General features: G+C 75.0%; 17 protein-coding genes. 8 read left to right on the top strand and 9 right to left on the bottom strand.

Going from position 1 to position 23,099, the window contains the following annotated elements:
- Positions 1–8 precede the first annotated feature (8 nt).
- The 5 genes from KVT14_RS01385 to KVT14_RS01365 all read right to left on the bottom strand — a co-directional run bounded on the left by KVT14_RS01385 (position 9) and on the right by KVT14_RS01365 (position 4,284).
- On the bottom strand, positions 9–836 hold the full coding sequence (locus KVT14_RS01385) for an MBL fold metallo-hydrolase (protein WP_217614023.1): 828 nt from the start codon (positions 834–836) through the stop codon (positions 9–11).
- The gene (locus tag KVT14_RS01380) at positions 833–1,657 is read right to left on the bottom strand and encodes a helix-turn-helix transcriptional regulator (RefSeq protein WP_217614022.1); all 825 of its coding nucleotides are present in this window, start codon (positions 1,655–1,657) and stop codon (positions 833–835) included. Before KVT14_RS01380 ends, KVT14_RS01385 begins: the two co-directional genes overlap by 4 nt.
- On the bottom strand, positions 1,654–2,307 hold the full coding sequence (locus KVT14_RS01375) for a thioesterase domain-containing protein (RefSeq protein ID WP_254630212.1): 654 nt from the start codon (positions 2,305–2,307) through the stop codon (positions 1,654–1,656). The genes KVT14_RS01380 and KVT14_RS01375 overlap by 4 nt, the downstream gene beginning before the upstream one ends.
- 130 nt (positions 2,308–2,437) lie before the next feature.
- Positions 2,438–3,220 (bottom strand): coenzyme F420-0:L-glutamate ligase, encoded by a 783-nt coding sequence (locus tag KVT14_RS01370; RefSeq protein WP_217614104.1) that lies wholly within the window; start codon positions 3,218–3,220, stop codon positions 2,438–2,440.
- Positions 3,221–3,264: 44 nt separating this feature from the next.
- The gene (locus KVT14_RS01365; RefSeq protein WP_308160815.1) at positions 3,265–4,284 is read right to left on the bottom strand and encodes a TIGR03557 family F420-dependent LLM class oxidoreductase; all 1,020 of its coding nucleotides are present in this window, start codon (positions 4,282–4,284) and stop codon (positions 3,265–3,267) included.
- 156 nt (positions 4,285–4,440) lie between these two features.
- Between KVT14_RS01365 and KVT14_RS01360 the strand changes: the two genes are divergently transcribed.
- Positions 4,441–5,385, top strand: coding sequence for a nucleoside hydrolase (locus tag KVT14_RS01360; protein ID WP_217614020.1), 945 nt, complete (start codon positions 4,441–4,443; stop codon positions 5,383–5,385).
- 2 nt (positions 5,386–5,387) lie between these two features.
- Here the strand turns inward: KVT14_RS01360 and KVT14_RS01355 are convergent, their stop codons facing one another.
- Positions 5,388–6,236 (bottom strand): LysR family transcriptional regulator, encoded by an 849-nt coding sequence (locus KVT14_RS01355; protein WP_217614019.1) that lies wholly within the window; start codon positions 6,234–6,236, stop codon positions 5,388–5,390.
- Between the two features lie 194 nt (positions 6,237–6,430).
- On the opposite strand from KVT14_RS01355, the gene KVT14_RS01350 reads away from it, so the two are divergent.
- Complete coding sequence (locus KVT14_RS01350) at positions 6,431–7,903, top strand: MFS transporter (RefSeq protein WP_308160814.1); 1,473 nt, start codon at positions 6,431–6,433, stop codon at positions 7,901–7,903.
- A gap of 130 nt (positions 7,904–8,033) precedes the next feature.
- Complete coding sequence (locus KVT14_RS01345; protein WP_217614018.1) at positions 8,034–8,777, top strand: 4'-phosphopantetheinyl transferase superfamily protein; 744 nt, start codon at positions 8,034–8,036, stop codon at positions 8,775–8,777.
- Between the two features lie 213 nt (positions 8,778–8,990).
- Here the strand turns inward: KVT14_RS01345 and KVT14_RS01340 are convergent, their stop codons facing one another.
- Both KVT14_RS01340 and KVT14_RS01335 read right to left on the bottom strand, forming a co-directional pair.
- Positions 8,991–10,307: a M1 family metallopeptidase gene (locus KVT14_RS01340; protein WP_217614017.1), complete on the bottom strand. Its 1,317-nt coding sequence runs from the start codon at positions 10,305–10,307 to the stop codon at positions 8,991–8,993.
- A 23-nt stretch (positions 10,308–10,330) separates the two neighbouring features.
- On the bottom strand, positions 10,331–14,227 hold the full coding sequence (locus KVT14_RS01335; RefSeq protein ID WP_308160813.1) for a Pls/PosA family non-ribosomal peptide synthetase: 3,897 nt from the start codon (positions 14,225–14,227) through the stop codon (positions 10,331–10,333).
- A gap of 180 nt (positions 14,228–14,407) precedes the next feature.
- Between KVT14_RS01335 and valS the strand changes: the two genes are divergently transcribed.
- The 5 genes from valS to KVT14_RS01310 all read left to right on the top strand — a co-directional run bounded on the left by valS (position 14,408) and on the right by KVT14_RS01310 (position 21,761).
- Entirely contained in the window at positions 14,408–17,116 is a 2,709-nt protein-coding gene (gene valS, locus KVT14_RS01330) for a valine--tRNA ligase (protein ID WP_217614015.1), read from the top strand.
- Between the two features lie 187 nt (positions 17,117–17,303).
- Positions 17,304–18,128, top strand: coding sequence for a transporter substrate-binding domain-containing protein (locus tag KVT14_RS01325; protein WP_217614014.1), 825 nt, complete (start codon positions 17,304–17,306; stop codon positions 18,126–18,128).
- Between the two features lies 1 nt (position 18,129).
- Positions 18,130–18,972 carry an amino acid ABC transporter permease gene (locus tag KVT14_RS01320; RefSeq protein WP_217614013.1) on the top strand — a complete coding sequence of 281 codons (843 nt, stop codon included), beginning with the start codon at positions 18,130–18,132 and terminating at the stop codon, positions 18,970–18,972.
- Positions 18,969–19,745, top strand: a complete 777-nt coding sequence (locus tag KVT14_RS01315) for an amino acid ABC transporter ATP-binding protein (RefSeq protein WP_217614012.1) — start codon at positions 18,969–18,971, stop codon at positions 19,743–19,745. Before KVT14_RS01320 ends, KVT14_RS01315 begins: the two co-directional genes overlap by 4 nt.
- 201 nt (positions 19,746–19,946) lie before the next feature.
- On the top strand, positions 19,947–21,761 hold the full coding sequence (locus KVT14_RS01310) for a long-chain fatty acid--CoA ligase (protein WP_217614011.1): 1,815 nt from the start codon (positions 19,947–19,949) through the stop codon (positions 21,759–21,761).
- Positions 21,762–21,838: 77 nt separating this feature from the next.
- Here the strand turns inward: KVT14_RS01310 and KVT14_RS01305 are convergent, their stop codons facing one another.
- On the bottom strand, positions 21,839–23,041 hold the full coding sequence (locus KVT14_RS01305) for a hypothetical protein (protein WP_217614010.1): 1,203 nt from the start codon (positions 23,039–23,041) through the stop codon (positions 21,839–21,841).
- Positions 23,042–23,099: the final 58 nt, after the last annotated feature.

The raw sequence follows: 23,099 nt of genomic DNA, 5'->3' as shown, positions 1-23,099 counted from the left end.
AGGAGCCGTCATCCTGGTGGCGGGACCACCATGCTCGCGCCGTCGGACGGTTCCCATCGCCCTCCTCGCACGACCCCGAACGGGACGTCGGCGAAGTGTGTCGCCGCGCCGAGCGTCCCCGGGACGGCGAGCTCGTCCAGCACCCTCGACCGAGAGCGCCGCGATTCGTGCGCGTCGAGCTCGAAGCACGAGCCCAGATGAGGCTGCGCGACCTGGACGGGGCTGTGCATCACATCGCCGAGGACGACGAGACGCTGCTCGGTTCCGGCGACCACCAGCGACACGTGACCCGCGGTGTGCCCCGGGGTTGCCAGGACCCGCACCCCGGGTGCGACCTCGTCCCCGTCGGACACCCGCCCCCAGTGCGACGGTGCAGGCTCGCCCGTGCCGACGAGGTGCGGTGCTTCTCGCAGGTTCCCGAAGCCCGGCCACCCCGCGCGCGCCCAGCCGACGTGGTCGTCGTGCCAGTGCGTGACGACCACGGCGTCGACGTCGCGCAGCCGTGGACGGTGGTCGACGAGATCGCCCCCGTGCATCGCCCCCAGCGCCGGGTGCGTGTCCGAGGCCGGCACCCGAGTGGGCCCCAGCCCCGCATCCACGAGAAGACGCCACCCCGGTCCCTCGAGCAGAAGGACCCCGACCGACGCGACGAGCATGCCCGCATCGCCCAGCAGCTCCTTGTGGGTGCGGAACACGCGGTTCGGATCATCCCGCGAGAACCACGCGCCCGGATCGAGCTCGACGAACCCGTCCGGCACATACGTCACGACGACGTCACCGAGCACGACCTGCTGGAGCCGGCCGGGACGGGCCCACCGGACGGCCGCGGGCGTCACACGACGCTCCCCAGGGCCTGGGCCGTGGGCGTGCCCGCCTTCGGCGCGTAGACGAAGAGGCGCAGGTCCGACCCGCTCGCCGGTGAGAGGACGGTGGGGACGAAGCTCAGTCGACCGAGCGTCGGGTGGTCGTACACCAGGTCGACGTGCGGGGTCACCCCGACGACGTGCCGCGCCCAGAGCATCCGGAACTCCTCGGACCTCTCCTTCAGGTCGTCCACGATGGTCTCGAATCCGGGATCATCGGCGAAGCGGGCGGCGTGGGCACGAAACTGCGCGACCATCATCGGGCCCGCGACCCCCCGGAACGGGTACCGCTGCGCCACCTGCTCGTCCGTGAAGAAGCTGACCAGGCAGTTGTGCCCGGGGGCGATGCCGAACACGTGCTCGGCGAGAGAGTTCGCCACCAGGACGTTCCAGTAGCGGTCCACGGCGTACACCGGCCGTCCCGGCACGGAGCTCACCAGGTCGGCGATCCTCGCGAGGTCACGCGCGTCGGTGCCGCCGGCCGGTGCGGCGGCGCCGGCCACCTCGAACAGGTAGGTGCGTTCTGCCGGGCTGAGCAGCAGGGCGCGCGCGATGCCGTCGAGAACCGCCGGGGAGACGGTGAGCTCTCGTCCCTGCTCCATCCAGGTGTACCAGGAGGCTCCCACCTGAGCGAGGACCGCGACCCCCTCGCGGCGCAGCCCGGGGGTGCGCCGACGCCCGCCGGCGGGCAGACCGACGTCCTGCGGGAGCACCGCCTCGCGCCGCGCGCGCAAGAAGCTGGCCAGCTCGGAGCGGCGGAACCGACGCGCCCGCGCGTGCGCTGTCTCGCTCACGTGCGCGCCCCGGGCATCGGCGCCATCACGACGCGCTGCAGCGGCTCCACCCACGACGCGTGAGGTGCGAGGTGGAACAGGTGTCCGGCGTGCGGGACGCGCAACCAGCCCGAGCCCGTCCCACCCCGCTGCACCCAGCCTCGAGCCTCGTCCTCGCGCACCAGCTGGTCGAGCTCACCCCACAGCACGACCACGGGCAGCGGCAGCTGCTTTCTGGATGGCTGGTAGCGCCGGACCAGGTCCAGAGCGGACGCGACCGCCGCCCCCGCCCGGGCGGGTAGGCGCTCCGCCAAATCCTGTCCCGGCGCGGGCGGCGCCCCGAGCACGACGGCGCGCGGTGCCTGCGACAGGTCGCGACCGGCGATCGCGAGGGCGGCGGCCTCGAACGCGACGAGCGCTCCCAGGCTGTGCCCGTAGTACACCCCCGACCGTTGTGCGGTCCGTCGCCGCCACCGGCGCGCGAGCTGAGCGACAGAGCTCGAGTGCTCCGTACCGGCGCCCTCGGTGCGGACCGGGACGATCTGGCACGCGCGGAAGGCGTCGGGCCAGCGTCGGAACGTGTCGGGCCCACCTCCCGCGTGGGAGAAGGCATGCAGCAGCGGCCTGTCTGCCACGGCGTGCGTCGACCACCCCTGAGGTCTTTGACCCATCGGACCTGCTCCGCTCCTGCCTCGCGGGCCCCCGCCCGCTGCGCGAGATACGGAACTCAGTTTCCCGTGCATCTCCAGTTGAGTGCTCCGGAGCACGGATGAGGTAGGTGTTCGCCGGGGCGCGTCGGGCTCACCGACCCGCGGCCCCCGCCGCGTCCTTCCACCCGCGCGCGTACGCCTCCGCGGTGCCCTCGGCGAACATGTCGTCCGGCCCCGTCCGCACCAGCACCCGGGCGCCCGGGCCGTCCTCGACGGTCACGACGTGCGCCAGCCCACGCACCACCGCGACGGGCCGCCCGGTCACCTTGCCCTTGACCAGCTCGGCGGCGGCCGCGATCTCGTCGGCGACGGCCGCCATGCTCACCTGCAGCGGGCGGCCGTGGGTGTCGGTCGAGCCGCGCAGGTCGTCCAGCACCCGCACCCCCGCGGCCCCGATGGCGATGTCGGTCTGCCCCTGGCGCCAGGGTCGCCCGGCCGTGTCGGACACCACGACCCCGACCGTCACCCCGAACCGCTCCCCCAGTGCCGCGCGCAGCGCCCGGGCCGTCGCGTCGGGGTCCTCGGGCAGCAGCAGGACCGTGCCCTCGTCGACGTTCGACGCGTCGACCCCGGCGGCGGCCATCACCAAGCCGAGCCGGTTCTCGACGATCCGCGTGACGCCGCCGGGGTGCTCCCGGGTCGCGACGACGCGCACGGTCTCGGCGGTGATCGCCGCCTCGCGGTCCTCGGCCTGCACGACGCGCCCCTCGGCCTTGGACACCACCTTGCTCGTCACGACGAGCACGTCGCCGTCCGCGAGCGCCGTCGCCGGTCTGGCCGACGCGTCCGCCGCCAGGGCGTCGCCGAGCAGCGCGGCCAGGTCGTCGCCGGGGCGCACCTCGCCGATGCCGGGGACGCCCCAGGCGGTGAGCAGGTCGGCCGTGGCGGAGACCGGGCCGGCGCCGGCGTCGGTCACCGTCAGCGCACCAGCTTCGGCAGCACGTCGCGGCCGAACACGTCGATCCACTCGCGCTGGTTGCGGCCCACGTTGTGCAGGTAGATGCGGTCGAAGCCGAGGTCGACGTACTTCTGGATCTCGGCCCGGTGCACGTCGGGGTCGGCCGAGATGACCATGCGGCCCTCGAAGTCCTCGGGGCGCACGAGCTTCGCCATCTGCGCGAAGTCGAACGGGGACCGGATGTCGCCCTTGGGGAACTTCATGCCGCCGTTGGGCCACTCGACCATGGCGTTCTCGAGCGCCTGCTCGTCGGTGTCCGCCCAGGACAGGTGCAGCTGGAGCACCTTGGGCAGGTCCTCGGGGTTCCGGCCCGACTCGCGGACGCCCTCGTCGAACTTCCCGAACAGGCCGCTGATCTTCTCCAGCGGGGCGCCGACGGTGATGAGGCCGTCCGCGTGCTTGCCCGCGCGCTTGGCCGTGACGGGGCCGGCCGTGGCGACCAGGATCTCCGGGGCGACCTCGGGCATGGTCCACAGCCGGGTCGACTCGACCTTGTAGAACTGGCCCGCGTGCTTGACGTCCTTGCCGGCGAGCGACGCCGTGAACAGCTTCTTGATGATGTCGATGGCCTCGAACATCCGGTTGATGCGCTCGGGCGCCTCGGGCCAGTACTGCGCCGTGATGTGCTCGTTCAGCGCCTCGCCGGAGCCCAGACCCAGCCAGTGCCGCCCCGGGTACATCGCGGCGAGCGTCGCCGACGCCTGCGCGACCATCGCGGGGTGCCAGCGGAACGTCGGCGCGGTCACGCCGGGGCCCATGTCGCCGGTGGTGCGCTCGCCGAGCGCGGCCAGCACGTTCCACACGAACGCCGACTGCCCCTGCTGCGGCACCCACGGCTGGTAGTGGTCGGCCGCCATCGTGCCGAGGAACCCCTGGGACTCCGCGTAGGCGGACAGCTCGACCGCCTCGGTCGGATGGAACTGCTCCAGCATCGCCGCGTACCCGACCTGCAGGCCCTCGGCCACCACACCCTGTGCCACGAACGCTCTCCCTCGTGCCCGGGCCGCGCGGACGCGCGCCCCACCGTCGAGCCTAACCAGCGGGTGTTACCGGGACATTCCGGCTGCGCGACACGCGGGTCTTGACCCGCCCCGCCGCCCGCTGCGACGCTCCCCCGGCCGACGTGAGGAGCACCGATGCCCCGCCCGATCATCCTCGACTGCGACCCCGGCCACGACGACGCGGTGGCGCTGCTGCTGGCGCACGGCAGCCCGGAGGTCGAGCTGCTGGCCGTCACGACCGTCGCGGGCAACCAGGACCTCGCCAAGGTCACCCGCAACGCGCTCGCCGTCGCCCGGGTGGCCGGTCTGACGGGCGTCCCGGTCGCCGCGGGCGCAGACCGCCCGATCGTCCGGGTCCGGGACCACGCCCCGAGCATCCACGGCGAGTCGGGCCTCGACGGCCCGGTCCTGCCCGAGCCCGCGCAGGCGCTCGACCCGCGGCACGCGGTGGACCTGATCGTCGAGACGGTGATGAGCCGGGAGCCCGGCACCGTGACGCTCGTCCCGACCGGGCCGCTCACCAACATCGCGCTGGCCGTGCTGCGGGAGCCCCGCATCGTCGGCCGGGTGCGGCAGGTGGTCCTCATGGGCGGCGCGTACCGGACCGGGAACTGGTCGCCGGTGGCGGAGTTCAACATCCGCGAGGACCCCGAGGCCGCGCGGGTCGTGCTGCGCGCCGGGTGGGACGTCGTGGTCGTCGGGCTCGATCTGACGCACCAGGCGCTCGCCACCCCGGAGGTCGTGCGCGGGATCGCGGACGTCGGCACCGCTCCCGCCCGGTTCGTCGAGGAGCTGCTCGCCTTCTTCACCGCGTCGTACCGGGACACGATGGGGTTCGACGCGCCGCCGGTGCACGACCCGTGCGCCGTGGCCTACGTGATCGACCCGTCGGTGATGACGGTCCGACGGGCGCCCGTGGACGTGGAGCTGGCGGGCGAGCTGACCACCGGGATGACGGTCGTCGACCTGCGCGCCCCCGCTCCCGACGACTGCCCGACGGCGATCGCGCTCGAGCTGGACCGGGACCGGTTCTGGGACCTGGTCGTCGACGCCCTGGAGCGGATCGGCGACCCGGGCTGACGTCAGCGCGGCGCCTGGCCCAGGATCGCCGAGGTCAGCGCGTCGATCGGCTCGCGCGGCGACTGCGGGTTGGCCACCAGCGTGATGTCCACGTCCCCGAGGTCCGGCAGCCCGAGCGCGGCGGCCGGCAGCTGCACCAGGTCCTCCGGCAGGAGGCTCTGCGGCAGCACGGCGATGCCGAGCCCGGCGCGGAGCGCGGCGAGCACGCCGTTGATCTCGACCACCTTGCAGGTCGTGCGCCACGGCCGGCCGGCCTCGGTCAGGGCCCGGACGGCGGCCTGCCGGGTCAACGACGCGCCCTGGTAGGTGATGAGCGGCACCGGCGCCTCGGCGTCGACCGCCGTCCCGGGCACCGCGACCCACACGAGCCGGTCCCGGCGGACCAGCTGGCCCTCGGCCTGGCCGGTGGCCTCCTTGATGTAGACCAGGTCGAGCTGGCCCGCGCGCAGCCGCCGGTGCAGGGCGCCGCTCTGGGCGACGGTCAGCTCCAGGTTGATCCGCGGGTGCAGGCGGCGGAAGTCGCGGAGCACGCGCGGCAGCTGGGCGAGCGCGAGGTCGTCGGCCGCCCCGAACCGCAGCCGGCCGTGCATCGCCGAGCCCGTGAAGTACCGGGTCGCCTCGTCGTGGGCCGCGAGGATCGTCCGGGCGAACGTCGCCATCGCCTGGCCGTCGTCGGTGAGGGCGACCCCGCGGGTGTCGCGGCCCAGCAGGCGACGCCCGGCGGCGTCCTCGAGCTTGCGCACGTGCTGGCTCACCGTGGGCTGCGACAGGGACAGCCGGGCCGCGGCGCGCGTGAAGCTCAACGTCTCGGAAACGGCGAGGAAAGTGCGCAGCTGGTCGGGGTCAAACACGACGATCCTCCGGCTCGAGCGGCGGCCTGCTGACCTGCGGCGCCTCCACCACATCATTACAGAACGTGATCACAGTGATTGCCGCCATCACCTCAAGAAATCGCGGCGGGCGCCGTAGCCTAGAGGGACACGACTCGTCACGGACCTGAGTTCCGCACCGACACCTCACCGCATCGCCTCAGCAAGGAACACCTGTGCCCTCGGCTCGCCGCCACGCCCCGTCCCCGACCCGCACCCGCCGCACCGCCACCGCCGCCTCGAGCCGCCTGAGCCGCACGCTGCACGGCCCGCGCCTCGCGCTGCACCGCCGCCCCCGGCCGGTGGCCGACACCCCCGCCGACGCCGCGGCCGCCGCCTCCTCGGCGCCCGCCGCGCCGAAGCCCCGGAACGCGACGCTCGCCGCGCTCGGCGTCCGGAACTTCCGGCTCTACGTCTTCTCGCAGGTCCTGACGAACACGAGCGGCTGGGCCGCCCGCGTCGCCCAGGACTGGCTCGTGCTCAGCCTCACCGGCTCGGCCGCGCTCGTCGGTCTCACGGTCACGCTGCAGTTCGTGCCGATGCTGCTGCTCGGGCTCGTCGGCGGCGTCGTCGCGGACCGGTTCCCCCGCCGGCGCGTCCTCATGGTGACCCAGTCGATCTTCGGGCTCTCGACGCTCGCGATCGGCGTGCTCGCGCTCAGCGGGCACGTCCAGGCCTGGCACGTGCTGGTCGCCGCGTTCGTCAGCGGGCTCGCGACGGTGTTCGACAACCCGGCGCGGCAGGCGTTCGTGCACGAGGTCGCCGGCCCGCAGCACCTCCGCCAGGCGATCAGCGTGAACTCCGCGGTGTTCCAGCTGGGCGGCCTGGTGGGTCCGGCGGTCGCCGGCGGCCTGATCAGCGCGGTCGGCGAGGGCTGGACCTTCCTGCTCAACGCGGTGGCCTGCCTCGCGGCGGTCGCGCTGCTCTCGGTCATGCGGACCGCCGAGCTCACCGCGACGCCCGTCGTCGCGCGCGCCAAGGGCCAGCTCCGCGAGGGCCTCGCGTACGTCCGGCGCAGCCCGCGGATCCTGTGGTCCGTGGTGCTCGTCGGGTTCGTCGCCGTCACCGGCGTCAACATGGCGACCGTCCTCGCGGCCTACACCGACCAGGTGTTCCGCACCGACGCCGGCGGCTACGCGCTGCTCACCTCGATGCTCGCGGTCGGCGCGCTCACCGGGGCGCTGCTCTCGACCCGCCGGCGCGGCAGCCGGATCACGCACCTGGTGCTGCTCGCGGGCGCGATCGGCCTGCTGCAGCTGCTCGCCGCCGCCGCGCCGTCCCGGCCGGTGTTCATCACCGTGCTGATCGCGATGGGCGTCGTGACCCTGCTCTACCTGACGGGGTCGAACACGCTCGTGCAGACGACCGTCGCCCCGCACGTCCGCGGCCGCGTCATGGCGCTCTACGTGCTGGTGCTGCTCGGCGCGCAGGCGGTGTCCGGGACGCTGATCGGCTGGGTGTGCGAGCACCTGGGCGCCCGCGCCGGCATGGTCGCGTGCGGCGTCGGCCCGCTGCTCGGCGCGGTGGTCGTCGGCCTGGCCCTGGCTCGGCGGAGCGAGGGCGGCACCCGGGCGACGTTCCACCGCTTCACGCACCGCGCCCCCACGGACGAGGCTGTCGAGCCGGCCCGCGAGGCCGTCGCCGCCTGACGCCTCGCGAGTCTCGCCCGGGGACGACGCCCGCCCCTCCTGGTCCCCACCCGGTTCTCGCCCTGCCACCCTCTCGTTCGGGTGGCACGGCGAGAACCGGGTGGGGACCCCGCCGCGGGAGGATGGCGCCGTGCCCCTGATCCGCGTGCGCCGCTCCGGCGTCGTCCCTGCCGCGGTGCTGCGCCGGCGGCTGACCCCCGACGAGCACGCGCGCCTCGACCGCGCCGCGCCCGCCGACCGGGCCGCCGTCGCCTCGGTGCTGCTGCTCGCGCGCCGCGCCGTCGCGGAGGCGTGCGGGGTGGAGCCGGACGCCGTCCGGGTGCGGCGCCGTTGCCCCCGCTGCGGGTCGGCGGCGCACGGGGTCCCGGTCGCGGACCGCGCGGACGGCGGGCCGGTGCCGCACGTGTCGCTGACCCGCCGGGGCGACCTGGTCGTCGTCGCGCTGAGCGACGACGGGCCGGTCGGCGTGGATGTCGAGCCCGTGCGCCGGACCGAGGGCGACCCGCGGGACGGTGCGGGGGTGCGCGCCCGGGGCGGCGACGACCTCGCGCGCGTCGTCCTCGCGCCCGGCGAACCGCCTGCCACCGGGCCGCACGGGCTGCTGCGCACGTGGGCGCGCACCGAGGCGGTGCTCAAGGCCGCGGGCACGGGCCTCGCGGTCGACCCGCGGGCGCTGCGCGTGTCCGACGCGGCCGGCCGGCCGGAGGTGCGGGTCGTGGACCCGGCCGCCGGTGCGGCCCTCGCGCCCGCGCCCGGAACCCGCTGGTGGCTGACCGACCTCGACGCCGGCGCCGACCACATCGCCGCGCTCGCCGCGCTGCTGCCGCAGGGCGCGCGCCCGACGGTCGACGACCGCGCCAGCACCCTGGCCTGACGTCGCACTGCCGCCGGTGGGCCGACGTCGACCCCGCAACTGGCCGTCCCGAGCGGCACCGCGCACACGGTCCGCGGACCGACTCGCCCAGTTCGGTGGTCCTCGCCGAGTTCGGTGGCAGGGACCACCGAACTCGGCAGGAACCACCGAACTCGGCGGGGCGGGATGGTCCGGCAGCGGATCAGCGGCGGCGGGCGGGTCAGCGCCTCCGCGTCAGCGCCTCCGCGGCAGCGCCGGGAGCGGCGCCGCGCCCACCCACGCGCCCAGCAGCGCGCTCGGGTCCACACCCGCCAGGTCCGCGACGCACGCCGCGAACGCCGCCGTCGTCACCGTGGCGTGCTGGTGCCGCGCCGTCCACGCGCGCAGCACGTCGAAGAACGCCCCGTCGCCGAGGTCGGTCCGCAGGGCGTGCAGGGTGAGGGCGCCGCGCTTGTAGAGCCGGTCGTCGAACATGAGGTCGGGGCCGGGGTCGCCGATGACGAGGTCCTGCGGCAGGCCGGCGAGCCGCTGCCGGACGGAGCGCGCCTGGGCGTCGGCGGACCGGCCGCCGGAGGCCTCCTCCCACAGCCACTCCGCGTACGCGGCGAACCCCTCGTGCAGCCAGATGTCCCGCCAGGTCGCGGCGGTCAGGCTGTTGCCGAACCACTGGTGGGCCAGCTCGTGCGCGACCAGCCGCTCGGTCCCGCGCCGGCCGTCGACGTGGTTGGCGCCGAACACGGACAGGCCGTGCGCCTCGAGCGGGATCTCCAGCGGGTCGTCGGTGACGACGACGTCGTACCGGTCGAACGGGTACGGCCCGAACCGGTCGACGAACAGCGCCATCATCTCGGGCTGCCGGGCGAAGTCGTGCGCCTGCGCGGCCCGCAGCCGCGGCGGGGCGACGACGTCCTGCGGGACGGGCCCGCCGGCGAGCGCGGTCCGCTCGTACCGCCCGATCTGGACCGTCGCGAGGTAGGGCGCGGTGGGCTCGCGCTGCTCGAACTCCCAGCGGACCCGGCTCGACCGCTGGCGGCGGGAGACGAGCGCGCCGTTGCACACGACCTCGTAGCCGACCTCGGTGGTGACGGCGATCCGGAACGCGGCCTTGGCGCACGGCCGGTCGTCGCACGGGAACCAGGACGGCGCGCCGTCGGGCTGGCCGGCGACGATGACGCCGTCGGTCAGCTCCTCCCAGCCGACCTCGCCCCACGGTCCGCGGCGCGGGCCGGGGCTGCCGCCGTAGTGCACCTCGACGGTGACGGGGGCCCCGGCCGCGACGGGCCGCGCCAGCCGCACCTCCAGGCGCCCGTCCCGCACGGCGAACCGCCCGGGGCGCCGCCCGTCGACCAGGACCCGGGACACCTGCAGCCCGACCAGGTCGAGGGACAGCCGGTCCAGGTCGGTCGCGGCGGTGGCGTGCACGACCGCGCGCGCGTCGAGCCGGTTGGTCGCGACCCGGTAGTCCAGGTCGAGCTCGTAGCGCGCCACGTCGAGCCCGCCGGGGCCGCGGTCGGGCAGGTACGGGTCGACGCCCTGTGCCGCGGCCGTCACCGGGACCGCCCCCGCACCCCCCGTCACGCGGTCACCGGCGCGACCGGGTTCCCGGTCCAGCGGCTGCCCGCCGGGATGGACTCGCCGCGCAGCACGAGCGACGCGGGGCCGACGGAGGCGCCCGCGCCGAGGCTCGCGGCGGGCAGGACCACGCCGTGCGGGCCCACGCTCGCGCCGTCGTCCAGGCGGACGGTGTCGATGCTCATCACCCGATCATGGAACAGATGCGTCTGGAGCACGCACCCGCGGTTCACCGTGGCCCCGTCGCCGAGGGTCACGAGGTCGGCCTCGGGCAGCCAGTACGTCTCGCACCAGACCCCGCGGCCGATCCGGGAGCCGAGCGCCCGCAGCCACAGGTTCATCGCGGGCGAGCCGACCGTCGCGGGGCCGAGCCACGGCACGGCGACGACCTCGAGGAAGGCGTCGGCGAGCTCGTTGCGCCAGATGAACCCGCTCCACAGCGGGTGCTCCCCCGCCCGGATCCGGCCGACCAGCGCCCACTTGGCGACGACGGCCACGGCGCACGCGAGGACCGCGGCGCCCACGACGACCACCGGCGACAGCAGCGCCGCCGCGCCGAGGCCGCGCGCGTGCGCGACCTCCCCGAGCACCAGCAGCACCGCGACGCCGATCCCGAACGCCACGACCACCGCCAGCAGCCGGCACGCCTCGACGAGCGCCCGGGCGACCCGCAGCCGCGCCGGCGGGTCGAAGGTGCGCGAGGTGTCCGAGTCCCCCGGGGTGCGGCGCAGCGGCTCCGGCGGGGAGCCGAGCCAGGAGGTGCCCGGCTTGGCCCGCTCGGGCGCACCCGACAGCACCGCGACGAGCCCGCGCTTGGGCACCGCCCGGCCCGGCGCGATCATCCCGGAGTTGCCGAGGAACGCCCGCTTGCCGACCTTCGCCCGCTCGACGCGCAGCCACCCGCGCCCGAGCTCGTAGGAGCCGATCAGGGTGTCGTCGGCCAGGAACGACCCGGCGCCGACCGTGGTGAGCGACGGCAGCATGAGGACGGTCGACGCCTCGACGTCCCGGCCGACCCGTGCGCCGAGGGCCCGCAGCCACAGCGGCGTCAGAGTGCTCGCGTACAGCGGGTAGAGCGTGCTGCGCGCGTCGTCCATCAGCCGCTGGGTGGCCCAGACCTGCCAGCCGACCCGGCTGCGCACGGGGTGGTAGCCCTCCGCGACGCCGATCCCGAGCAGCCGGACGCCCACGAGCGTGACCAGCGCGAGCACGGCGAACGACGCCAGCGCCGCGAGCGGCACGGCCAGCAGCGCGTCGTCCCACGCCCCGCCCCACGACCCCGCGTCGCGCACCCCCGCGGCGACCGCCAGCAGGCCGACGGTCGCGGCGACGACCGGCAGCGCCGCGAGCGCCGCGGCCGTGCCCCCGTACACGCCGACCCACCGACGCCCGCGCGGCGCCCGGCCCTCGGGCCACGGCTCCGCGGCCGGCCCGACGAACGCGGCCGGCGACCCCGCCCACAGCTCGCCCGGCGCGACCCCGGAGAGCACCGCCGAGCCGGCCGCGACCTGCGCGCCCTGCCCGATGCGGACGCCCGGGGCGATCGTGCTCCGGGTGCCGACGGTCGCGCGCTTGTCGATCCGCACCCGCCCGACGTGCAGGACGTCGCCGTCGAGCCAGTGCCCGCGCAGGTCGACCTCGGGCTCGACGGCGCACCGGTCGCCGAGCGTCAGCAGGCCCGTGACGGGCGGCGCGGTGTGCAGGTCCACGTCGACCCCGACCTTGGCCCCGAGCGCCCGGGCGTAGACGGCGGTCCACGGCGCGCAGGACAGGTTCTCGGCGCCCGCGGCCGCGGCCCAGCTCTCGACGAACCACAGCCGCAGGTGCACCGACCCGCCCCGCGGGTACCGCCCGGGCCTGAGCCCCCGGAGCAGCGTCCGCGCGACCAGGACGGTCGAGCCCATCCGGCCGAGCGGGCTGATGAGCACGAGCCACCCCAGGGCCAGCCACCACCAGGACGCCGGCACGGGCTCGAGCCAGGGCACGGCCCCGGTGACGGCGAGCAGCTGCTCCGCCGCGAGCAGCCAGGTGAGCCAGCGCAGCCCGACGAGCGCCGCGAGCGGCACGCCGAGCAGGGTCTGCAGCGCCTGCGCGCGCCCGGGGGTGGGCACGACGACCCGCTCCGTGGCGGGCGCCGCCGGCTCCAGCTCGTCCAGCCGGCGGGCGAGGTCCGCGAGCCGCGGGTACTCGTACACGTCGGCGACGGTCACGGTGCCGAACCGCTCGCGCAGCGCCGACACCAGCTGGGCCGCGACGAGGCTGCCGCCACCGGCCGCGAAGAAGTCGTCGTCGGGCCCGGACACCGACGCGCCGAGCGCGGCCGTCCACCGCTCGGCGACCCAGGCGGCGGTCGGCGACAGGCCCACCGGCCCGGCACCATCGCCCGACCCGTCCCCGCCCGGCGACCCCGCCCCGGGCAGCGGCCACGGCAGGGCGTCCCGGTCGACCTTGCCCGACCCGCGGGTGGGCAGCGCGTCGACGACCCCGAGCAGCGGCACCAGCGCCGCGGGCAGCACCTCCCGGAGCCGCGCCCGCGCGTCGCCGAGGTCGAGCGTCGCGCCCTCGGCCGGCACCAGGTACCCGGCCAGCACGGCGGTCCCCGCCGGGGTGCGGCGCACGGCGACGGCCGCGCCCGCGACGCCCGGCAGCCCACCCAGCGCCGCCTCGACCTCGCCGAGCTCGATCCGCCGGCCGCCGATCTTGACCTGGTCGTCCGCGCGCCCGACGAACAGCAGCCCGGCGCGGTCCAGCCGGACGACGTCGCCGCTGCGGTACGCCCGCTCCCAGCCCAGCCCGGGCGCCGGCGCGTACTTCTCGGCGTCCTTGGCCGGGTCCAGGTACCGCGCCAGCCCGACGCCGCCGATGATCAGCTCGCCCGTCTCGCCCTCGGCGACCGGGGTGCCGTCCTCGCCGACGACCGCGAGGTCCCAGCCGTCCAGCGCCAGCCCGATCCGGACCGGGCCCTCGCCGGACATCCTCGCGGCGCACGCCACGACGGTCGCCTCGGTGGGCCCGTAGGTGTTCCACACCTCCCGGGCCGGGGTGACCAGCCGCGCCGCGAGCTCCGGCGGGCACGCCTCGCCGCCGAAGATCAGCAGCCGCACGCCGGCCAGCTCCTCGGGCCGCCACAGGCCCGCGAGCGTCGGCACCGTCGAGATGACCGTGATCCCCTGCGCCACCAGCCACGGGCCGAGGTCCATGCCGGTGCGGACCAGCGCGCGCGGCGCGGGCACCAGGCAGGCGCCGTGCGCCCAGGCCAGCCACATCTCCTCGCAGGAGGCGTCGAACGCCACCGACAGCCCCGCGAGCACCCGGTCCCCCGGGCCGAGCGGGCGGTCCTGCAGGAACAGCCGCGCCTCGGCGTCGACGAACGCGGCCGCCGACCGGTGGGTGACGGCCACGCCCTTCGGGGCGCCGGTCGACCCGGAGGTGAAGATGATCCAGGCGTCGTCGCCGAGCCCGGGACCGCGCACGGGCCCGCCCGCGCCCGCGCCGCGCCGCCGCCCCGCCGCCACCAGCGCCCGCAGGTCGCCCTCGGCCAGCACCCGGTCGACCGCCGCCTCGGCGAACACGGTGCGTGCCCGCTCGTCAGGGTCGTCGACGTCCACCGGCACGTACGCCGCGCCCGCGGCCAGCACCGCCAGGATCGCCGTGTACAGCTCGGCGGTGCCCGACGGCACCCGCACGCCGACCCGCGACCCCGGCCCGATCCCCTCGGCCGCCAGCGCCGCCGCAGCCGACCGCACGACCCCGTCCAGCTCCGCGTACGTCAGCACCGTGGTGCCGTCGTCGATCGCCGGCGCGTCGCCGTGCGCCGCGACCGTGGCCGCGAGCACGTCCGCCAGGGTCCGCGGCGCCGCCGCCAGCCCCGACCGCAGCAGCCCGTCCGGTTCGCCCACGTGTTCCTCCCGCCCGTCGGCCGCGCCAGGTCCCGGGCGGCCGACCGGCACTGTGACACAGCCTCCCCGCGCGGGTCGCGGCGGCCCACGACGGTTCACCGGGGCGTCGCCCGGCGTTCGCGTCCCGGTCACCGGGAGCGGCGTCGGGGCAGGCCCGGACATCTGGGAAGATGTGTGCCCATGACCGACCTGTCCCCCGCCGCCACGCCCGCCGCACCCCCGACGACCGCCGCCGCGGCCGTACGCGCGGTGCGCGAGGTACCGGACCGGGTGTCGCTCGACGGCGTCGAGGACCGCTGGGACGGCGCGTGGACCGAGCAGGGCACGTACGCGTTCGACCGGTCGAAGACCCGCGAGCAGGTGTACTCCATCGACACCCCGCCGCCCACCGTCTCCGGCTCGCTGCACGTGGGCCACGTGTTCTCGTACACGCACACCGACGTCGTCGCCCGGTACCGCCGGATGCGCGGCGCCGAGGTGTTCTACCCGATGGGCTGGGACGACAACGGCCTGCCCACCGAGCGCCGCGTGCAGAACTACTTCGGCGTGCGCTGCGACCCGTCGCTGCCGTACGACGAGGGCTTCGAGCCGCCGCACGTCGGCGGCGAGGGCAAGAGCGTCAAGGCCGCCGACCAGGTGCCGATCAGCCGGCGCAACTTCGTCGAGCTGTGCGAGCGGCTGACCGTCGAGGACGAGCAGCAGTTCGAGGCGCTGTGGCGCCGGCTCGGCCTGTCGGTCGACTGGTCGCGCACCTACCAGACCATCTCCGGCGAGGCCCGCGCCGTCGCCCAGCAGGCGTTCCTGCGCAACCTCGCGCGCGGCGAGGCGTACCAGGCCGAGGCCCCGGGCCTGTGGGACGTGACGTTCCAGACCGCTGTGGCGCAGGCCGAGCTGGAGGCCCGGGACTACCCGGGCGCGTTCCACAAGGTGGCCTTCCACCGAGCCGGCGCCGACCCGGTGCACATCGAGACCACCCGCCCGGAGCTGCTGCCCGCCGTCGTCGCGCTCATCGCGCACCCCGACGACGAGCGCTACCAGCACCTGTTCGGCACCACGGTGACCAGCCCGCTGTTCGGGGTCGAGGTCCCGGTGCTGGCGCACCCGGCCGCCGAGCCGGACAAGGGCGCGGGCATCGCGATGTGCTGCACCTTCGGCGACCTGACCGACGTGCAGTGGTGGCGCGAGCTGCAGCTGCCGACCCGCTCGGTGATCGGCCGCGACGGCCGCCTGGTCCGGGACACCCCGGACTGGATCACCGACGAGGCGGGCCGCGCCCTGTACGGCGAGCTGGCCGGCAAGACGACGTTCTCGGCGCGCGAGGCGGTCGTGGCCGGCCTGCGCGAGTCGGGCGACCTGGACGGCGAGCCGCAGACGACCCAGCGCAAGGCGAACTTCTTCGAGAAGGGCGACAAGCCGCTCGAGATCGTCACCTCGCGCCAGTGGTACATCCGCAACGGCGGCCGGGACGCCGACCTCCGCGAGCAGCTGCTCGCCCGCGGCACCGAGCTCGGCTTCCACCCCGACTTCATGCGCGTCCGGTACGAGAACTGGGTCGGCGGCCTGAACGGCGACTGGCTCGTCTCGCGCCAGCGGTTCTTCGGCGTGCCGTTCCCGGTCTGGTACCCCGTGTCGGCGGAGGGCGAGGTCGACCACGACCACCCGATCCTCCCGTCCGAGGACCAGCTGCCGGTCGACCCGTCGTCCGACGTGCCCGCCGGCTACACCGCCGAGCAGCGCGGCGTCCCGGGCGGCTTCGTGGGCGACCCCGACATCATGGACACCTGGGCGACGTCGTCGCTGTCCCCGCAGATCGCGGGCGGCTGGCGCACCGACCCCGACCTGTTCGAGCGGGTGTTCCCGATGGACCTGCGCCCCCAGGGCCAGGACATCATCCGCACGTGGCTGTTCTCGACGGTCGTCCGCTCGCACCTGGAGCACGGCTCGCTGCCGTGGAAGGACGCGGCGATCTCGGGCTGGATCCTGGACCCCGACCGCAAGAAGATGTCGAAGTCCAAGGGCAACGTCGTCACGCCGATGGGCCTGCTCGAGGAGCACGGCTCGGACGCGGTCCGGTACTGGGCGGCCTCGGCCCGTCTCGGCACCGACGCGGCGTTCGAGGTCGGCCAGATGAAGATCGGCCGCCGCCTGGCGATCAAGGTGCTCAACGCGTCGAAGTTCGTGCTGGGCTTCGGCTCGGCCGAGCAGGGCGCCGCGGCGCTCGACCCGGCCCTGGTCACCGAGGCGCTGGACCGCGCGATGCTCGCCGGCCTGGCGGACGTGGTCGACCGCGCGACGGCGGCGCTCGAGGCGTACGACCACACCCGCGCGCTCGAGCTGACCGAGACGTTCTTCTGGACGTTCTGCGACGACTACCTCGAGCTGGTCAAGGACCGCGCGTACGGCGCGGGCGCCGCCGACGCGGACGTCACGGCCGAGACGGCGTCGGCGCGGGCCGCGCTGAACCTCGCGCTCGACGTGCTGCTGCGGCTGTTCGCCCCGGTGCTGCCGTTCGCGACCGAGGAGGTCTGGTCCTGGTGGCGCGAGGGCTCGGTGCACCGCGCGCCGTGGCCGGACGCCGACCCGCTGCGCGCCGCCGCCGGCGACGGGGACTACGCCGTGGTCGCGGCCGCGGGCTCGGCCCTGGCCGCGCTGCGCAAGCTCAAGTCCGAGGCCAAGGTCTCGATGCGGACCGAGATCCTGCGGGCCCGCCTCGAGGTCCCGGCGGCGCTGCTGCCGGGCGTGCAGGTGGCGCTCGGCGACGTCCGCGCCGCGGGCCGGGCCACGGGCGAGCTCGACGTCGTCGAGGTCCCGGACGCCCCGGACGCGACGGTCGTGGCCCGGGACGCCGAGCTGCTCCCGCCGGAGCCGAAGCAGAAGCCCACGGCCTGACGGCTCCACGCGCACACGAGGGCGCACCCCCCGCGCGGGGGTGCGCCCTCGTGGCGTCTGCGGCCGCCGTGCGGGTGCGCGCCGGCGTGGCAGTCTGGGACTCTCGTCCCCACCGGGACTGGTTATGCATACGTATCGTCGCGAATGTATAGTCTTGCGGCCGGTCTTCCCCCACCAGGAGTCACCCATGCGCACCCGCACCCTCGCCGCCCTGCCCGCCGCCGTCGCGGCGGCGCTCCTGCTCGCCTCCTGCGGCGGCAGCGGCGACGACGCCGCCTCGTCCGACGGCGGGGTCCAGCTCGTCAGCGACGGCACCCTCACCGTCTGCACGAACCCGCCCTACGAGCCGTTCGAGTACGAGGAGGACGGCGAGGTCGTCGGCCTCGACATCGCGATCGTCAACGAGGTCGCCACCGACCTGGGCGTCACGCTCACCACCAAGGTGACCCCGTTCGAGGGCATCCAGTCGGGCGCGGACCTGAACACGAACAACTGCGACGTCGTCGCCTCGGGCATCACCATCACCCCGGAGCGTCAGCAGAAGATCGACTTCTCCGACCCGTACTTCGACGCCGACCAGGGCCTGCTGGTCCCGGAGGGCTCGGACCTCGACAGCGTCGAGTCGCTCGAGGGCAAGACGATCGGCGTGCAGCAGGCCACGACGGGCGAGACCTGGGCCACGGACAACGGCCTGCAGACCGTCCAGTTCGAGGACCTCGGCCTGCAGATCCAGGCGCTGAAGACCGGCCAGGTCGACGCGGTCGTCAACGACATCGCGGTGCTCGGCCCGTACGTCTCCGAGGGCTTCGAGGTCAGCGCGAACTTCTCGACCGGCGAGCAGTACGGCCTGGGCGTGAAGCAGGGCAACACCGCGCTGCTCGACCAGATCAACGCCACCCTGGAGCGGATCCGCGAGGACGGCACGTACGACGACCTCTACACCCAGTACATCGGCACCGCGCCGATGACCTCGGAGACCGCGTCGGCGTCGCCGAGCCCGTCGGACGGCTGACGTGACGACCACGTCCACGCCGGCGCCCGGGACGCTCCCCGCGTCCCGGCGCCGGTGGAGCCCGCGCCGGCGCGCGCGGGTCTTCCGGCTCGCCCAGTACGCGCTGCTCGTGGTCGTCCTGGTGGCGGTCGCGCTGGCGATCGACTGGGAGAACGTCGGGACGAACTTCTTCAACACCGACGCGATCGCGGCGATCGCCCCGCAGCTGCCGCGGGCGTTCCTCAACACGATCACGTACACCGCGGCCGGGTTCGCGGTCGGCCTCTCGCTCGGCACGGCCCTCGCCCTGATGCGGATGTCGTCGGTCGCGCTGTACCGGTGGATCGCGATCGTCTACATCGAGTTCTTCCGCGGCATCCCGGCGCTGCTGGTCGTGATCTCGTTCGGGTACGCCGTGCCGATCGCGTTCGGCGTGAACATCCCGTCGGTCACGACGAAGGCCGCGCTCGCGCTGGGCCTGGTCTCCGCCGCCTACATCGCCGAGACGCTGCGCGCCGGCCTGCAGGCCGTGCCGAAGGGCCAGGTCGAGGCGGCGCGCTCGCTCGGCATGTCGCACGGGCGCACGCTGCGCCAGGTCGTGATCCCGCAGGCGTTCCGGATCGTGCTGCCGCCGATGACGAACGAGCTGATCCTGCTGACGAAGGACACCTCGCTCGTGTTCCTGCTCGGCCTCGCCGTCAGCCAGTACGACCTGACCAAGATCGGCCGCGACGCGCTCAACAGCGCGCAGGGCGGCCTGACGCCGCTGTTCCTCATCGGCGCCTGCTACCTGCTCATCACGCTCCCCCTGGGCCAGCTCGCGCGGTACCTGGAGAAGCGCACCGGCGCGAGGAGCCGCACATGACCGCCACCTCCCCCACCGGCGCCCCCGTCGTCCGGATCACCGGCCTGCGCAAGGCGTTCGGCGAGCGCGAGGTGCTCACCGGCATCGACCTGGACGTGCACGCCGGCGAGGTGGTCTGCGTCATCGGCCCGTCGGGCTCCGGCAAGTCGACCTTGCTGCGCTGCGTGAACCTCCTGGAGGAGCCGACCGGCGGCGCCGTCGAGGTGCTGGGCGTCGACGTGACCGACCCGGACGTCGACATCGACCAGGTCCGGACCCACGTCGGCATGGTGTTCCAGCAGTTCAACCTGTTCGCGCACAAGACCGTGCTGGAGAACTGCACGATGGCCCAGCGGGGCGTGCTCAAGCGCTCTGCGGCGGAGGCGGACCGGATCGCCCGCGCCAACCTCGAGCGCGTCGGCCTCGCTGACCGCGCGGACGCGCACCCGGCGCAGCTGTCCGGCGGGCAGCAGCAGCGGGTCGCGATCGCCCGGGCGCTGTCGATGGACCCGCAGCTCATGCTCTTCGACGAGCCGACCTCGGCCCTCGACCCGGAGCTCGTCGGCGACGTCCTCGGCGTCATGCGGGACCTCGCCGACGGCGGCATGACGATGATCGTCGTCACGCACGAGATGGCGTTCGCGCGCGACGTGGGCGACCGCGTGGTGTTCATGGACGGCGGCGTCATCGTCGAGGACGGTCCCGCGGACCAGGTCATCGGGGCGCCCCGGGAGGCGCGCACGCGGACGTTCCTGCAGCGGGTGCTCGACCCGACGCACACCGACGTGGCCTGACCGGCCGCACGACGGCCGCCGGGCGACGGCACGCACGACCCCGACCGGGTCGTCGGGATCCCACGATCCCGGCGGCCCGGTCTTGTCGTCCCCGGGTCCCGGGTGGGCGCACAGGGGGCCGATAGCATGGCGCGAACGGTCGTCGCCGCTCGTCAGCGCGGTGCGCGCCCCGGTCCCCCGACCCCCGCACCAGGAGCACCGATGCGCGAGTTCAGCGCCGACACGCCCGCCCCGCACGACCCCGCGCTCAACGTGCCCGGCCTGCTGCTGCGGCGCCTGGCCCGCGGTGCGTCGAGCGTGATCTTCGAGCGCTCGACCGGGCTCGGCGGCTCCTGGGCGCCGGTGACGGTCGCCGAGTTCGTCCGCGAGGTGACCGCCCTCGCGAAGGGCCTGGTCGCGCAGGGTCTCGAGCCGGGCGACCGCGTCGCGATCATGTCCCGCACCCGGTACGAGTGGACGCTCACCGACTTCGCGGTGTGGTTCGCCGGCGGCGTGGGCGTGCCGGTCTACGAGACGTCCTCGGCCGAGCAGGTCGAGTGGATCCTGTCGAACTCCGGCGCCTCGCTCGTCGTCGTCGAGACCGCCGCGCACGCCGCGGTCGTCGGCCAGGTGCGCGAGGCCGTGCCCGCGGTCCGCGAGGTCGTGGTGATCGACGAGGGCGGGCTCGCCGGCCTTGTCGCCGACGGCGCGGACGTCGAGGACGCCGAGATCGAGCGCCGCCGGTCCCTGGCCACCGCCGCGGACCTCGCGACGATCATCTACACCTCGGGCACGACGGGCCGGCCCAAGGGCGTCGAGCTCAGCCACGGGAACTTCGTCGACAACGCCCGCAACGGCGTCGCCGCGCTGGCCGAGGTGTGCGCGACCCCGGGGTCCCGGACCCTGCTGTTCATGCCGCTCGCGCACGTGTTCGCGCGGTTCATCCAGATGGTCGCGATCGAGGCGGGCTCCCCGCTGGGCCACACCCCCGACACCCGGAACCTGCTCGCCGACTTCGCGTCGTTCCGGCCGACGTACATCCTGGCCGTGCCGCGGGTGTTCGAGAAGGTCTACAACTCCGCCGAGCAGAAGGCCGGCCACGGCGCGAAGCTCAAGCTGTTCCGCTGGGCCGCCAAGGTGTCCATCACCTACTCCCGCGCCCTGGACACCGCCGCCGGGCCGTCGGCGCAGCTCAAGGCCGCGCACGCCCTCGCGTCGTCCCTGGTGCTGCGCAAGCTCCGGGACGCGATGGGCGGCTCGCTGCGGTACGCGATCTCCGGCGGCGCCCCGCTGGGCGAGCGGCTGGGCCACTACTACCGGGGCCTCGGCCTCGTGGTGCTCGAGGGCTACGGGCTGACCGAGACCACCGCGCCGTCCGCGGTCAACCGCCCCGGGCTCATCAAGATCGGCACCGTCGGCCCCGCCTACCCGGGCACCTCACTCCGGGTCGACGACGACGGCAACGTGTTCGCGAAGGGCCCGCACGTGTTCCGCGGCTACCACGACAACGCCGAGGCCACCGCCGAGGTCCTGGACGCCGACGGCTGGTTCGCGACCGGCGACATCGGCACCCTGGACGACGACGGCTACCTGCGGCTCACCGGCCGCGCCAAGGAGCTCATCGTCACCGCGGGCGGCAAGAACGTCGCGCCCGCCGTGCTCGAGGACCGGTTCCGCGGCCACCCGCTGGTCAGCCAGGTCGTGGTCGTCGGCGACGGCCGCCCGTTCATCGGCGCGCTGGTCACCCTGGACGCCGACATGCTCCCCGGCTGGCTGTCGATGCACGGCCTGCCGCCGATGGACGTCCGCGCCGCGGGGAAGCACCCCGAGGTGCTGGCGGCCCTCGACCGCGCCGCCGCGCGCGCCAACGAGGCCGTGTCCCGCGCGGAGTCCATCCGCAAGGTGCGCGTGCTCGACGGCGACTTCACCGAGGCGAACGGCTACCTGACCCCGTCGCTCAAGGTGAAGCGCGCGCTGGTGCTCAAGGACTTCGCGGCCGACGTCGAGGAGCTCTACGTCGACACCCGGGAGCACTGACGCCCCACCGCTCGAGCAGGAAGAGGTCCGGCCCGGCACGCCGTGCGCGTGCCGGGCCGGACCTCTCCCTGCGACCGTCAGACCACGTCGTGCAGCCGGCGCTGGTCGGCCGACTGCGTGGGCACCGCCTCGCTCGGCGTCGACCCGTCGGTGTAGCGCAGCACCGCGCCCACCCCGTCGACCGCCTCGACCTGCCCGTCGAGCGCGATCGCCAGCCCGGCGTCCTGCCCGAGCGCGGCGCGCAGCAGCGCCACGTCCGCCGGCATCCGCCGCGCGCCCTCCGTGACACCGATGCCCGCCAGGTCGTCCTCGCTGGACGCGATCTGCAGCGGGTCCGGGCCGACCCACAGCTGCCGCTCGCCGAGCGCCGAGCCGGGCAGCGTGACGTCCTCGTGCAGGACGAGCTCGCGGACCTGGCCGCGCTGCAGCACGGTCACCACGTCGTCGACGGAGGTCACCGCCGCTCCCCCGCGGCCGAGCTCCTCGCGGTAGCGCGCGAGGGTCTCCTCGCGCCGGCGCTGCCGGAACGCCTCGAGCGCCTCGGCGACCCGCTGGTGGAACACGTCCTGCTTGACGCCGTCGGCGCGGGAGCCGCCCGGGACCTCGACGAGGATGTCCTTGGTCCGCGGCGCCACGGCGTGGCAGAGCAGCGAGACCGCGCGGACGTCACCGGTGACGAGGACGATCTCGGGCTTCTTCTCGACCACCTGCTTGTCGAGCTCGGCGGCGACGGTCTCGGCGTTGCGCTCCCAGGAGTCCTCGGCGCGCATCTGCACCCGCCGGGCCTTCCAACCGTCGCCGCTCTCCTTGACCTTCCGGAGCTCGTCGTGGTCGCCCTCGACGGACTCCTTCTGCGCGGTGCGCAGGCCCGAGCCGTCCGACCAGGTGAGGTCCGCGCCCTGCCGGTCGACCTCGACCAGCAGGAACCGCGTGGCCTGGTCCGCGGCGCGCACGGCCGGCAGCAGCACCGGCACGTCGTCCAGGTGCGCGGTCGACTGCGCCGGCGACTCCTTGAGCACGCGGTCGACGACGACGCCCTCGGCGTCCGCGATCACCACGCGCCCGTGCGGGCCGGCGACCCCGGTGGGCCGGGTCACCCGCTCCTCGATCTCGTCCAGCACGGCCGCGGCCGCCCCCGATCGCTCCAGCTCCTTGCGCAGGGCCCGCCACCGGCCCGAGACCTCCTCGTCACCGGACGCGTCGGCACGCGTCGCGTCCAGGTGGATGGTGATGAACGGGGCGGGACGTCCGAGCAGGGGCTTGAGCCAGTGCAGTTCCACGAGCGACCTCCGAGGGTCCGGTTGCGTGGGTCGTGCCGGCGCAGCGCCGTCCGGGCCG

It is taken from the genome of Cellulomonas sp. GbtcB1 (assembly GCF_019091725.1).
Classification (GTDB): Bacteria; Actinomycetota; Actinomycetes; order Actinomycetales; family Cellulomonadaceae; genus Cellulomonas.
The sequence above is the reverse complement of the archived record's forward strand: the minus strand, read 5'-3'. Positions and strand labels throughout refer to the sequence as shown.

Excerpts from the sequence above, each read along its gene's own strand:
- KVT14_RS01310 (WP_217614011.1), top strand. The coding sequence starts at position 19,947 with ATGCGCGAGTTCAGCGCCGACACGCCCGCCCCGCACGACCCCGCGCTC.
- KVT14_RS01315 (WP_217614012.1), top strand. The coding sequence starts at position 18,969 with ATGACCGCCACCTCCCCCACCGGCGCCCCCGTCGTCCGGATCACCGGC.
- valS (WP_217614015.1), top strand. The coding sequence starts at position 14,408 with ATGACCGACCTGTCCCCCGCCGCCACGCCCGCCGCACCCCCGACGACC.
- KVT14_RS01375 (WP_254630212.1), bottom strand. The coding sequence starts at position 2,307 with ATGGGTCAAAGACCTCAGGGGTGGTCGACGCACGCCGTGGCAGACAGG.
- KVT14_RS01325 (WP_217614014.1), top strand. The coding sequence starts at position 17,304 with ATGCGCACCCGCACCCTCGCCGCCCTGCCCGCCGCCGTCGCGGCGGCG.
- KVT14_RS01360 (WP_217614020.1), top strand. The coding sequence starts at position 4,441 with ATGCCCCGCCCGATCATCCTCGACTGCGACCCCGGCCACGACGACGCG.